The 12227-nt window shown below is 71.5% G+C and carries 11 protein-coding genes and 1 tRNA gene; 6 read left to right on the top strand and 6 right to left on the bottom strand.

What is annotated here, in order from left to right:
• The first annotated feature begins 71 nt into the window (after nucleotides 1-71).
• From ACIPJ2_RS00145 to ACIPJ2_RS00135, 3 genes are all read left to right on the top strand, one after another.
• Nucleotides 72-731 (top strand): GNAT family N-acetyltransferase, encoded by a 660-nt coding sequence (locus ACIPJ2_RS00145; RefSeq protein ID WP_281265767.1) that lies wholly within the window; start codon nucleotides 72-74, stop codon nucleotides 729-731.
• 91 nt (nucleotides 732-822) lie between these two features.
• The gene (locus tag ACIPJ2_RS00140; protein ID WP_402727063.1) at nucleotides 823-1914 is read left to right on the top strand and encodes a hypothetical protein; all 1092 of its coding nucleotides are present in this window, start codon (nucleotides 823-825) and stop codon (nucleotides 1912-1914) included.
• Nucleotides 1915-1987: 73 nt separating this feature from the next.
• Nucleotides 1988-2063: transfer RNA gene (locus tag ACIPJ2_RS00135), tRNA-Ala, on the top strand.
• Nucleotides 2064-2136: 73 nt separating this feature from the next.
• Here ACIPJ2_RS00135 and ACIPJ2_RS00130 read toward each other — a convergent pair.
• On the bottom strand, nucleotides 2137-2655 hold the full coding sequence (locus ACIPJ2_RS00130; protein ID WP_402727062.1) for a hypothetical protein: 519 nt from the start codon (nucleotides 2653-2655) through the stop codon (nucleotides 2137-2139).
• 253 nt (nucleotides 2656-2908) lie between these two features.
• Here ACIPJ2_RS00130 and ACIPJ2_RS00125 point away from each other — a divergent pair, with 253 nt between their 5' ends.
• Entirely contained in the window at nucleotides 2909-4771 is a 1863-nt protein-coding gene (locus ACIPJ2_RS00125) for a hypothetical protein (RefSeq protein ID WP_402727061.1), read from the top strand.
• 29 nt (nucleotides 4772-4800) lie between these two features.
• Here ACIPJ2_RS00125 and ACIPJ2_RS00120 read toward each other — a convergent pair whose 3' ends face one another.
• Nucleotides 4801-5184: a hypothetical protein gene (locus tag ACIPJ2_RS00120; RefSeq protein WP_402727060.1), complete on the bottom strand. Its 384-nt coding sequence runs from the start codon at nucleotides 5182-5184 to the stop codon at nucleotides 4801-4803.
• A 118-nt stretch (nucleotides 5185-5302) separates the two neighbouring features.
• Here ACIPJ2_RS00120 and ACIPJ2_RS00115 point away from each other — a divergent pair, with 118 nt between their 5' ends.
• Nucleotides 5303-5713, top strand: a complete 411-nt coding sequence (locus tag ACIPJ2_RS00115; RefSeq protein WP_402727059.1) for a VOC family protein — start codon at nucleotides 5303-5305, stop codon at nucleotides 5711-5713.
• 43 nt (nucleotides 5714-5756) lie between these two features.
• Complete coding sequence (locus ACIPJ2_RS00110) at nucleotides 5757-6785, top strand: amidase domain-containing protein (RefSeq protein WP_402727058.1); 1029 nt, start codon at nucleotides 5757-5759, stop codon at nucleotides 6783-6785.
• A 175-nt stretch (nucleotides 6786-6960) separates the two neighbouring features.
• On the opposite strand, the gene ACIPJ2_RS00105 is transcribed toward ACIPJ2_RS00110, so the two are convergent.
• The 4 genes from ACIPJ2_RS00105 to ACIPJ2_RS00090 all read right to left on the bottom strand — a co-directional run bounded on the left by ACIPJ2_RS00105 (nucleotide 6961) and on the right by ACIPJ2_RS00090 (nucleotide 12162).
• Nucleotides 6961-8181 (bottom strand): hypothetical protein, encoded by a 1221-nt coding sequence (locus ACIPJ2_RS00105; RefSeq protein ID WP_402727057.1) that lies wholly within the window; start codon nucleotides 8179-8181, stop codon nucleotides 6961-6963.
• Between the two features lie 66 nt (nucleotides 8182-8247).
• Nucleotides 8248-10107, bottom strand: coding sequence for a glycoside hydrolase family 2 protein (locus tag ACIPJ2_RS00100; protein ID WP_402727056.1), 1860 nt, complete (start codon nucleotides 10105-10107; stop codon nucleotides 8248-8250).
• A gap of 73 nt (nucleotides 10108-10180) precedes the next feature.
• Nucleotides 10181-10636, bottom strand: coding sequence for a MaoC/PaaZ C-terminal domain-containing protein (locus ACIPJ2_RS00095; RefSeq protein WP_402727055.1), 456 nt, complete (start codon nucleotides 10634-10636; stop codon nucleotides 10181-10183).
• 35 nt (nucleotides 10637-10671) lie between these two features.
• Entirely contained in the window at nucleotides 10672-12162 is a 1491-nt protein-coding gene (locus ACIPJ2_RS00090) for a CHAD domain-containing protein (RefSeq protein WP_402727054.1), read from the bottom strand.
• Nucleotides 12163-12227: the final 65 nt, after the last annotated feature.

Raw genomic sequence — 12227 nt, 5'->3', positions numbered from 1 at the left:
TCCGGTACCGCCGGACCCGTGCGGGACACCCCGCTCCGGAGCCTCCCCGGGGCACCGGAGGAACCTGAGCGATGACGACGATCCCGACCCTGTCCCACGGGCGGGTCACCATCCGCCCCCTCCGGCTCCGTGACACCCGTGACCTCGACGCAGCGCTCGCGACGAACCGCTCCTGGCTCCGCACCTGGGAGGCGACGAACCCGTCCGGCCACGTGTCCACCGACGTCCGCGGCTCGATCCGCGCGCTCCAGGCCAATGCCCGCGCGGGACTCGGACTGCCGTTCGCCATGGAGCTCGACGGTCGCTTCGTCGGCCAGCTCAACGTCTCCGGCGTGACGTACGGATCGCTCGCCAGCGCCTCCATCGGCTACTGGGTCGTCGAGAACGCCGCCGGCCACAACGTCACACCGATCGCCGTGGCACTCGCCGCCGACCACTGCTTCCGCACCGTCGGCATCCACCGCATCGAGATCTGCATCCGTCCAGAGAACGCGCCGTCACTCCGGGTCGTCGAGAAGCTCGGGTTCCGGTACGAGGGACTCCGCCGGCGGTACATCCACATCAACGGGGACTGGCGCGACCACTTCTGCTTCGCGCTCGTCGCGGAAGAGGTGCGCGAGGGCATCCTCGAGCGCTGGGTCCGCGGACAGGTGCCCCCGGGTGTCGGCAGCGTGCCCCTCGCCGCGCGCGACGAGGCCGCCATGCCGATCATCACCGGCCCGCGCGCCTGAACCGGCCCGGGACCCCGAATCTCCCGACGACACGCGCAACACACGCCACGCAATCACGAGTGCGAAGTATCCCCGCCCCTAGCCTCTCCCCATGGGAATCGGGTCATGGGGCGGCGGCATCGTCCTGCTGGTCGCCGCGGTGCTGTGGCTCGTCTACCTCATGCCCTCGTGGGCAGCCCGTCGCCAGTACCTCGCCACCGAGCGGAACGCGATCCGGCTGCAGCAGACCCTCCGGATCCTCGCGCAGACGGCCGAGCTCCCAGATGAGGTCCGCATCGAGATGAACGCGAAGTCCCTCGCCGAGGCGCAGAAGGTCGCGAAGTCCGAAGAGGCGAAGCGTTCGGCGATCGTCCGCGCGCACGAAGCCGCACGGCAGCGTGAGATCACCCGACGACTCGCGGAGCAGGCTCCGGCGCTCGAGCGGGCCTCGGCGGTCCCCGCGCTGACCGCGATGCGCATGCGTAGTTCGCGGCTCGGCGCGACGGGCCTCGGCGTGCTCGGCCTCGTCGTCGCGCTCGTGGTGCTCGTCGCGGCACCCGGCGCATGGCTCGTCGCCGTCGCCGGGATCGTCGCCGCCGGCGGGTCCGCAGCCGTCCTCGCCCAGCTGCATCAGGTGGCCCAGGCGCGGAAGGCGCGGGCCGCAGCGGCTCCTGCCAGCGCGACCCGTGCCTCCCGTCCGACGACGGCCTGGACCGATCCTGCCCCGCCGCTCACGAGCGAACAGCCGACCGAGGCGCCGGCGACGGAGCGGACCTGGACGCCCGGCCGTGTTCCCAAGCCGCTCTACGTGGAGCGGCCAGCCGCTCCCGTGGCGTCCCCGGAATCGTCGGCGGAGCTCGCCGCGCGGCTCAAGGAGCGCGTCGCCGAAGCCAAGGCCGAAGCGGACGCCGAGGCCGCGGCGATCCGGGCCGGGGACGCCGACCCGTCGCTCGCGACGGTGTCGCGGATGCGCCCGGACGTCGAGGAAGCGGTCGCCTCGTTGTCGGCGCACGACCAGGGTCGGCTCGCCGAGCGGCTCGGGCTGCGGGCCGCACCGACGGCGCCGCAGCCGGAGCGGTCCGCGCCGGCCCCGCAGGCCGCGCCGGAACAGCCCAGCAAGTGGGCCGGTATGGGCGTCATCGGCGACGACGCGTACCAGCAGGCCGACCTCGACGCGATCATGCGTCGCCGCCGCGCGGTCTGAGATCGCGGCACGCCCGGCCGGCTCCGATCGATTTCGGTGCGGGCCTGGCGGGTGCTAGTGTGGTCGAGCACTTGGGGCTATGGCGCAGTTGGTAGCGCGTCTCGTTCGCAATGAGAAGGTCAGGGGTTCGAATCCCCTTAGCTCCACCAAGGCACGACAGCAAGGAACTGCACGACAGCAGCCCCGGACCACACGGTCCGGGGCTGCTGTCGTTTCGGCGGGTCATCCGCCGTACTGTGCGGTCGACACGACCGAGGACCCGGACTCCTGGCACGCGGTGTTGAGCGAGCGCATCGCGAGGTCCCATTCCGGGGAGTCGTCGAGTGCGGGTCCGGACGCCGGGGCCGGGTGGTCCTCGAGGTAGCGCTGCGTGTACGCGATGGCGTTCGACAGGCGCGTGTCCGTGCTCGAGAGGTGCTCGTAGCCGAACCGTGCGGCTGCGAGCAGGGCCTCGAGCTCGGCTTGGGTCAGGTCGCCCTGCTGGAGCCCGACCCGTGCGTTGAGCGTCACCGTCGAGAGTGCGCTGAGCTGGCCGCAGACGGCCGGGGCGCTCTGGTCCTCGTCCATGACGACGGGGTCCGGGTCGGCGGCGGCGGTCGGCGTCGCGGGCGTGGACGTGGGCGACGGCGTCCGGTCGGCAGCGGCGGTGTCGGCGGACGAGCACCCGGCGAGGGCGAGCGCTGCGCACGCCAGCAGTGCTGCACCGAGGACGGACGGGCGGACGGATCGGAGGTTCCCCATGTGCCGATCCTGACGGATCGCGGGCGGGCGGCGAGACGTGGTTGCGGAATCGAGATCGGCTCGAGACTGGATCGTGACGAACGGGAGGATCGTGGCGACACCGCCACGAGCCTCCCGTCCGTCACGTGGGTCACGTCGGGGAGGCTCGGCGTGTGTCCTCCGCTCCACGCGCGACGTCGATGGTGTGCTCGGGAACTCCTTCCCCCTAGACTCCCGGTGCGCCCACCGGGTCGCCCGCAGAAGAGGGGTACGCATGCGTCTCAGGTCCACCGTCGTCGCTCTGGGAACGACGCTCGCCGTCGTCGTGGGTCTGGTCCTCGCCGGCCCGGTGACCGCTGCTACGGCGGCGACCCCCACCACCGGACGCTTCACCCCCGTTGCTCCGGTCCGTGCGTGGAGCGGAACGGTCGGCACGACCGCGACCACGGTGACGCTCGGCGGTGCCGACGCGATCCCGACCGACGCGGCCGCCGTCGTGCTCACGGCCACCGTCACCGCTCCGACCGCGAACGGGTACATCAGCATCGCGCCCGCCGGCAGCACGGCGAGTCCGTCGGTGCAGAACTTCTCGACCGGGCAGCAGATCTCCGGCACCACGACCGTCGGACTGACGAACGGCAAGGCCAAGGTCCGGCTGTCGGCCGGCTCGGGCAAGGTCGCCCTCGACGTCGCCGGCTGGTACGGCACGAGTGCATCGGGGTCGACCTACACGCCCTTGCCACCGACGAACGTGATCAAGTCGACGGCCACCACGGCGCCGCAGCGCGTCCAGATCGCGGGGACGGCAGGTGTCCCGGCGAACGCGACGGCGGTGGTCCTCCAGAGTGACGTCACCAAGCCGGCCGCGAGCGGCACACTCCGCATCACGCCGTCCGGTGACTCCGCCGGTGTCGTGACGCTCACCTACCGAGCCGGTGTCACCGTTGCGAACACGACAACGGTTGCGTTGTCGGACGGAGCGGTCCAGATGCTGGTGTCCGCGGGGAGCGCGGCCGTGCTCGCCGACGTCGTCGGCTACTACGCACCGGTGTCGACCGGATCGGTCTTCGTCCCGGCGGACCCGGTGCGCGCGGCGACCGTCCCGGCGACCACGACCGCGCGGACGATCACGGTCGCCGGCACGGCCGGTGTCCCGCGCAACGCGACCGCCGCGGTCATCAACGCCAAGGTGGGCGGTGGCACCAACAACGGGTTCCTCCGTGTGACCGGTGCGGGCCTGGGATCGAGCGTGCCGACGCAGATCTACGCCCCTGGGCAGACGATCGGCAACGCGCTCATCGCTCCCCTTGCCGCGGCCGGGCAGGTCCAGGCAAAGGTCTCCGCGGGGACCGCGACGGTCTACGTCGACGTCGTCGGGTACTTCGTCGACGGGTCGACCGGCTCGGGAACCGGCATCGACGTCTCCTGGCCGCAGTGCGGCAAGACGATCCCCACCGACCAGTCCTTCGGGATCGTCGGGGTCAACGGCGAGCTCGGCAACCAGCCGAACCCGTGCTTCAGCACGCAGCTCGGCTGGGCAGCGAACTCGGCCGGGGGAACCGCACAGGACGACACGCAGCTCTACGCCCTCGTCCAGAACCCCGGGGCTGCCCCTGGCGTGAGCTGGCCGACGTCGAACTCGTTCGCCGGGTCGACGGTCACGGGGAGCCCGTACGGCGCCTGCACGCCCGCCACCGACGGCACCCCGCGGACGACTCGGGCGTGCTCCTACGTGTACGGCTACGGTCGCGCCGCCGCGAACGTGGGCTTCACGAAGCTGAGCGATCCCGGGCAGTACCGTTGGTGGCTCGACGTCGAGACCGGGCTCTCGCACCAGTCGGACGTCACGCAGAACCGCGCCACGCTCGAAGGCATGATCGCGGCCTACTCGGACAAGGGCATCGACGAGCTCGGGATCTACTCGACCGGCTTCCAGTTCGGTCAGATCATGGGCACCGTGCCCGCGACGAGCACGATCCGCCCGCTGCCGAGCTGGGTCGCCATCGGCGACGGCACGCTCGCCCAGGCGCAGGCCGCGTGCAGCGCGACGCCGATCGCGGGAGGGCCGATCCTGATGACGCAGTACGTCACACCGTACGGCAACGTCGAGATCGACCGCGACTGGTCCTGCAGTTGACGTACTGAGGCGCACGTCGAGGACGTGACTCAGCTCGGGACGCTGGCCGTCAGCGCGCCCGTGGCGGCGAGCCGTCCGTGGATCGCGTTCGCTGCCTGCTCGAACGCCCGGTTGCCGCGCGAGACACCGATCGCGCCGCCCTTCAGCGCCGACTTGCCCGAGCCGCGCAGCAGGCGCGCGACGGTATGCCCGTCCTGCGTCACCATGATCTGCACCGCGAGCGTCGTGTGGAACGTCCGGTCGTTCGCGAGTCCGCCGATGAGCAGCGTCAGCCCGAGCTTGCCGCGGCTGGCGCGGAGCGACCCCTGCTCGCCGTCCTCGACGGTGTAGCCCTCGGACGCCAACGCCTCGCGCACCGTCGCGCGGACCTGGTCGGGGGAGGTGGACGCGAAGAAGTCGTGGCTCTCGGGCATGGCATCAGTCTGGCGTGGATGGTGCCGGGGCGGAACCATCGTTGCGGGGTGGTGTGGCCGGTGCCACGATGACCGTGCGCGCCGCGACGCCCGCCGCGTGCGGACGAAGGAGTCCATCATGACCTCGCGACTGAACCCGTACCTCGGCTTCCGCGACACCGCCAGGGCCGCGATGGAGTTCTACCACTCGGTGTTCGGTGGTGAGCTGACGCTCAGCACATTCGGGGAGATGCACGCCTCCGAGGACCCGGCCGAGGCGGACAAGATCATGCACGGCCAGCTCGAGACGCCGAACGGGTACCTGATCATGGGCGCCGACACCCCGAACAGCATGGAGTACACGTCGGGCAGCAGCATCTCGGTGTCCCTGTCCGGCGACGACGCCGAGGACATGCGCCGTTTCTTCAGCGGGCTCTCCGAGGGCGGCACCGTGATCGAACCGTTGACCAAGGCGCCGTGGGGTGACGAGTTCGGGATGCTCACCGACCGGTTCGGGGTGAGCTGGCTGGTGAACATCACCGGTCGCTGAACTCCGCCTGTTCCCGGACGGGATCACGTAGCCTGGTCCCGTCATGGCTTCCTCGTTCACGCGCCGCTCGCTCCTGTCCCTCGCCGGTGTCGCCGGAGTCGGGTTCGCCGTCGCCGCGTGCTCGAAGTCGTCCGACGGCGGGGCCCGTCCGTCGTCGTCCCCGTCGGCGTCCGGTGCTCCGGCCGCCGCGCCCGCCGCGACCGCACTCGAGCCTGCGCAGGTCCCCCTCGCCGGTGGTGTGACGGTGACCGTGACCGGCAGCGGTCTCGCTGCGGTCCGCGGCGTCACCGTGGACGGCATCGTCGCCCGTGACGTGCAGGCCACCGCGACGAAGGTGACGTTCACGGCGCCGCACCAGGCGATGTACACGGCCGGATCCGCGGACGTCGCGCTGTTCGACTCGGAGCTGACGCCCGTCGCGTCGGCGAACCAGAGCTCCGACGGCAACGGCAGTGCCGCGAACGACGGCCAGTCCGGAGCCACGCAGGACTCGTCGACCGCGACGCCCACGCCGACCGCGTCACCGGCGCCCGACGCCTCGAAGGCGCTCACCACCACGTCGCTCGCCTATGCCGCGCTGACCGCGGTGGACCGGCAGCTCGAGTACGCGATGCGGTACTGGAAGGACTACAACCTCGCCGAGTACGGCACCATGAACCCGATCGGTGGCGACTGCGCGAACTACGTCAGCCAGACGCTGATCGCCCGTGGCTGGGAGCAGCGCGACGACTGGTACAGCCGCTCAGGAGGCGCTGCGCACTCCGCGACGTGGACCTACTGCCCGGCGATGGACCCGTGGATGTCGACGAACGCGGCGACGTTCGGGCTCACGCGCCGGACCCTCGACGAGCGCGACAAGGTCAAGGTCGGGGACATCGTGTTCTTCGACTGGAACCACAACGACTCCCCGGACCACACGACGATCGTGTCCGAGGTCTTCACGGAGCCGGACGGCACGATCCGCATCAAGTCGGCGAGCCACAACCAGGACGGCCCGTACCGCGACCTCGACGAGATGATCACGGTGCAGCACCCCGGCGGCACGGCCTGGTTCCACACGTTCGACGCCTGACACCCCGCGGGGCGGGGCGGTCCGCGGCTGGGCGGCTCGGGCGCTCGGGCGGGCGGTCCGGCGGTCCGCGGATGGGCGGTCCGCACAACCGGGGTCACCTCGCGCCACGAGACGCCGTGGTGCCGCGTGCTTTCGGTTGCGCGAATGCGATCCGCACCACGGCCCGCCGCCGGCGCTACGGGTACCCGAGGAACCAGAGCAGCACGATCGCGACCGGCTGCAGGCACACGCCGACGACCAGCCACGTCAGCGCCCGCCGCCGCGTCCGGACGAACACGTCCGACCCGAGCAGCGGCGCCATCGGCATGAGCAACCGCGGCAGGCTCTGCTGGGGCAGGAACACCGCGACGAGGTAGAGCGCGTACGAGGCCGTGAACCCGAGCACCTCCGGCCCGAGCGCGCGCACGTCGCGTCGCCGGAAGAACCAGAGCGCGCCCACGAGGACGAGCACGACGAGCACGATGCCGATCGGCCCGAGCCACCGCCCCGCCATCACGAACCACGGGGTCAGCGGCGCGAAGTGCTGGCGTCCCACGAACCCGACCCACCACGACAACTCGGTGTCGAGGTACGCGTTCGGCCGGCCGGTGACCGCGCTCGCGATCACCGGCCACGCGAGCCCCGCCACCGCGACGACGATCCCCGCGACGACGATCGCGATCCGGTCCCGCCACGGGAACGGTTCACGCCGACGGACGAACCCCACCCAGCGGACGACGAGGTGCACGGCGAGCGCGACGGCGAGGGCCAGGACGCCGGGCTTCGTGAACGCGGCGACCGTCCCGAGCGCCGCGACCAGCCAGTAGCGCCGGTGCACGAGTGCGAGCAGCCCGCCGAAGAGCAGGACCAGGAACGTGGTCTCGGCGTACGCCACTTGCAACAGGAACCCGGTCGGTGCGAACGCGAACAATGCCGTCGCCCACCGCGCCCGGTGCGCGCACCCGACGGCGAGGACGAGACGGTAGAGCAGCACGCACGCCCCGGCGCCGGCGACCGTCGCGACGAGCACGCCCACGATCCAGAACGACCCACCGGGCACGGACATGACGACACGCACCAGTGCGGGGAACACCGGCAGGAACGCCCACGGATTGGGGAGCACGTGCCCGTCGCCGTCCGTCGGCAGCGTCGACGGGTACCCGTGCTCCGCGATGGTCCGGTAGAACGACGCGTCCCACGATCCGGAGAACGTGAAGAACGACGGGTCCTTCCGGTAGGAGGTGAAGTCCCACCCGCTCGCCGTCGCGACGACGTACATCGTCGCGAGCAGCAGCGTGCTCAGGATCCGAGACCCCGCCCAGATCACGAGCGGCGCGCTCCACGCGCTGCGCGGCCCGGACAGCAGGGACCGCAGCACCGGCCGGGAGGCCCGGCTCGCTTCCGCCACGTTGGTCACGGAGGCGATCCTCCCAGACCCGACACCGCGGCCGGGACCGCAGAACGGTGACTGTGGAGAACTCGGCTAGCGCCCCGTCACCGCTCGCCGGATCTGCTCGATCGGCACCTTCGGGGTGCGGTCGGCGCTCAAGAGCCCGTTCGTCTCCTGCATCGTGTCGGTCAGCTGCGTGTAGCAGGAGCCGGCCAGGAACGAGCTCGCGCGGATCGCGTCGTACAGCGCGGTGATGCGGACGATCCAGTCCTCGCCGTCCGAGGCCGAGGTGTAGCCCCACCCGTCCTCGCGCTGCGCACCCGGCTGGTAGTTCACGCCGCCGAACTCGGTCAGCATCACCGGCTGACCGTGGTCCTCGGCGCCGCCGACGAGCACCCAGCGGTCCGCAGGACCCATCCCGTGGAACAGCTCCGTGCGTGCGGTGTCGTCCGCGTACCGGCGCGCGAGGCTCTCGCCGTTCCCGTCGTAGTCGTGGATGGTGATGATGTCGGAGTTGGTGTGCTCCCAGCCGTCGTTCGAGATGACCGGACGTGTCGGGTCGAGTGCCCGTGTGACGTCGGCGAGCGACCTGGCGTAGGCCTGCTGCGCCGGGTCGGTGTTGATGTGCTGGACGCCCCAGCTCTCGTTGGCCGGCACCCAGGTCACGATCGACGGGTGCGACGCATCGCGTTCGACGGCGTCCATCCACTCCCGCATCAGTCGCTGCACGGCGCGCGGCGAGAACGCGTACGCGCCGGGTGCCTCGCCCCACACGAGCAGACCGAGGCGGTCCGCCCAGAACAGGAACCGCGGGTCCTCGATCTTCTGGTGGTTGCGCGCGGCGTTGAAGCCGAGTTCCTTGATCAGCTCGATCTCGCGGCGGAGGGCCGCTCGCGACGGGGCGGCGATGTGCGAGTCCGGCCAGTAGCCCTGGTTCAGGACGCTGCGGACGTCGTAGCTCCGGCCGTTGAGCACGAACACGCCGCCGTCGACGCCGACCGTCCGCAGGCCGAAGTAGCTCGCCACGGTGTCCACCGTGGTGCCGGCGAGATCGAGCAGCGTCACCGTGGCGTCGACCAGCCGGGGCGTCTCCGGCGTCCAGTGCAGTTCGTCCTCGGCCTGCCCGTTCGACTGCCGCGCGATCGGTACGACCACGTCGAACTCGTCCGCGGTGTCGCCGAGCGTCGCCTCGATCGTCGCGAGGTGCTCGTCCCGCTCGTCCCAACACGCCTCGACGCGGATGCGGTCGCCGCCGGCCCGGACACCGGCGACCCGGACGGTCAGACGGACGGTCTCGTGGTCGACGTTCGTCCAGCGCAGGGACTCGATCGACGCGGTCGGCACGGCTTCGAGCCAGACGGTCTGCCAGATCCCGGTGGTCCGGCGGTACCAGATGGCGTGCGGGTCCTCGTGCCAGTCCTGCTTGCCGCGGGGCTGGGTGAGGTCGTGCGGGTCGTCCTCGGCACGGACGACCAGGGTGTGCGCGGCGTCGGCGTCCCCGGTGAGGACATCCGTCACGTCGAAGCCGAACGGCGTGTGGCCGCCCTCGTGGGACCCGATGAACGCGCCGTCGATCCAGACCGAGGCGCGGTAGTCGACGGCACCGAAGTGCAGCAGGAGTCGCGGGCTGCTCGCGCCGTACCCGGCGGCCTCGAGGTCGGACCGGGTGATCGTGCGGGAGTACCAGACCACGGGGTAGAAGCCCGGCTCGTCGATGCCGGACGCGACGGACTCCGGCGGGAACGGGACGACGATGTCCCTGGCGTCCGGGAAACCAGCACGCCACGCGGTGTCGTCGCCGTCGTTCCGGAACGACCACGTCCCGTCGAGGTCGGCCCACTGTTCGCGGAGCATCTGCGGGCGGGGGTACGTGCCGTCCTGCCGTGTGGCGAGCGGGAGGACGGGCGCTGGAGTGCTGTTGGGTGCGGCGACGGTGCCGTCGAGCGTGCTCATGCGTCCATGGTGGACCAGTCCTACATCGTTGTAAACCGACGTGCACCGATTGCCGAGACCATTCGAGGACGGCTCAGCGGATCGCTGCGTCCCGTGTCAGCACCATGACGTCCATCCGACCCTGCTGCACGACCTCGCCGTGCTGGTTCCGCAGGGTGACCGTGCGCTCGACGATCCCCGTCTTGCCGGAGCTGGTGAGCCGAGTGGAGAGGATCTCGACCTCGCAGGTGACGGTGTCCCCGATGAACACCGGGGCCGTGAACCGCCACTGGTCGATGCCGAGCAGCGCGACGGCCGATCCCTCGAAGACACCGGTGCGGGCGATCAGGCCGAGGCAGAGCGACGCGCCGAGCATGCCGTGCACCACACGCTGGCCGTACCGCGTCCGAGCGGCGAACTCGACGTCGGTGTGCACCTGGTTGTTGTCGTTCGTCCACGAGGCGAACGACATGACGTCCGTCTCGGTGATCGTGCGACCAGGGGTGGTGAAGGTCTGTCCGGCGGCGAGGTCCTCGAGGTAGTGCGGCACCCGCTCATCTTCGCAGAGCCCGTGCGCACGGCCGATCAGAGTCCCGCGAGGAGCCGACGCCCCTCCGCGATCCGCTGCTCGACCACCGCGCGCTCGGACGTCGCCAGCGCCCCGTACCCGAACGTGTCCTCGCCGTCGGCCGCAGCATCCACGGCAGCCAGTCGGTACGCATCCGCGGCGTGTGTGGCGTCGAGCGCGTCGCCCAGGGTGTCCTGGATCCGCCGGAGTCGTCCGAGTCGCCGCTTCCCGACGTCCGCGAGCCCACCGGCGGACTGCAGGGCGTACCGCAACCGACGCGCGGCCTTCCGGATCTCGTGCAGGGACACGAGGTCACCCGTGCTCCGGTCGAGGGTCTTCGCCAGCCGCGCGCGTTCCCGTTCGATCCGTGCGGTCACGAAGGCCGATGCGTCATCGCGGGCGTGCCCACCCGTCGGCGCGGAGTTCACCAACCGGTCGACGGCGTCGAGGGCGTCGAACCACGCCGCCGTCCGGAGGGTCTGCCGGAGTTCCGCTGCGGACGTCGCCCGGGTGTCCTCGAACCGCGAACCGAGTCGATCGAGCGTCCGGGCGTCGACGTAGCCCGCCGGGGTCCGTGCCGCGGATCGGAGCAGCCGGTCACGCAGGACCTCGGCGTCGCGAGCCGTCCCCGCCGTTCGACCGATCTGCGCGAGTGCGGCACGGAGCGGTTCGGTGGCGTCGCGGTCGAGGGCGCCGCGGAACGCCGCGAGCACACTGCGGGTCCGGCGCAGGACCTTGCGGAACGCGTGCACCGCATCGCGCTCGTCGGCACGCACCAGGGGGTCGACGGCGATGAGATCGGCCCGCAACCCGACGAGGCTCTCCCGGACGAAGGCCGCTGCGGTCCCGGAACGCGGCAGGTGCGCCCGTGCGGTTGCCGGACGGCGGACCGGTGCCAGGCGCGGCACCGGCCCGCGGTCGGACCGGCCGGGATCGTCCGCCGCGTCCGTCAGCGCTCGCTCGACCGCGCGTGCGATCGAGCCGGGATGCCCGTCGTCGGTGAGCGCCCACCACCGGCCACTCGCCACCAGCGTGGTGTCCGAGTCGCCTTCGTCGATGCGGACGTCGGCGACCTCGACGCGGACCTTCCCGTCTTTGCCGCGGACCACCACCAGGGCCGTCGTGGTGTCCCGGACCCGGACCGGTCGGACGGTGCGACCGCGGAGGAACACCTCCACCACGTCGCGCGGGACCACCGGACCGTCGTCCGACGGCGCGGTCGCACGGTCGAGGTCGTCCGGGACGGGAGTCGGACCGTCGCCGCGGTCGATGCTCCAGGTGGGCGATCCGTCCTCGGCGCGCAGGAGCTCGACGCCCTCGAACGCGAGCACCCGGTCGTCGGTGTCCCAGAGGGTCTCGCGCACGGTGACCGGGGGAGTCCGGTGCACCGCGTCCGAGTACGGGTCGATCGCCGGCAGGCGTCGGTCGTCCGGGATGCGCCAGGTGTGGCGTGGGTCGGCGAGGGCGTCGGCGGTGGCGGGGTCAGGGGCGGGTGGCGAGGTCTCCATGCACGCCAGTGTCGTCCGCGGACCGGCATCGGTGCGTCGGCATCCGCATCATGTGGACGCCCCTG

The sequence above is a fragment of the Curtobacterium sp. NPDC090217 genome, assembly GCF_044746705.1.
Classification (GTDB): domain Bacteria; phylum Actinomycetota; class Actinomycetes; order Actinomycetales; family Microbacteriaceae; genus Curtobacterium.
This window is presented reverse-complemented; position numbering and strand designations above follow the sequence as displayed.

Excerpts from the sequence above, each read along its gene's own strand:
- ACIPJ2_RS00140 (WP_402727063.1), top strand. The coding sequence starts at position 823 with ATGGGAATCGGGTCATGGGGCGGCGGCATCGTCCTGCTGGTCGCCGCG.
- ACIPJ2_RS00130 (WP_402727062.1), bottom strand. The coding sequence starts at position 2,655 with ATGGGGAACCTCCGATCCGTCCGCCCGTCCGTCCTCGGTGCAGCACTG.
- ACIPJ2_RS00125 (WP_402727061.1), top strand. The coding sequence starts at position 2,909 with ATGCGTCTCAGGTCCACCGTCGTCGCTCTGGGAACGACGCTCGCCGTC.
- ACIPJ2_RS00100 (WP_402727056.1), bottom strand. The coding sequence starts at position 10,107 with ATGAGCACGCTCGACGGCACCGTCGCCGCACCCAACAGCACTCCAGCG.
- ACIPJ2_RS00115 (WP_402727059.1), top strand. The coding sequence starts at position 5,303 with ATGACCTCGCGACTGAACCCGTACCTCGGCTTCCGCGACACCGCCAGG.
- ACIPJ2_RS00120 (WP_402727060.1), bottom strand. The coding sequence starts at position 5,184 with ATGCCCGAGAGCCACGACTTCTTCGCGTCCACCTCCCCCGACCAGGTC.
- ACIPJ2_RS00090 (WP_402727054.1), bottom strand. The coding sequence starts at position 12,162 with ATGGAGACCTCGCCACCCGCCCCTGACCCCGCCACCGCCGACGCCCTC.
- ACIPJ2_RS00110 (WP_402727058.1), top strand. The coding sequence starts at position 5,757 with ATGGCTTCCTCGTTCACGCGCCGCTCGCTCCTGTCCCTCGCCGGTGTC.
- ACIPJ2_RS00145 (WP_281265767.1), top strand. The coding sequence starts at position 72 with ATGACGACGATCCCGACCCTGTCCCACGGGCGGGTCACCATCCGCCCC.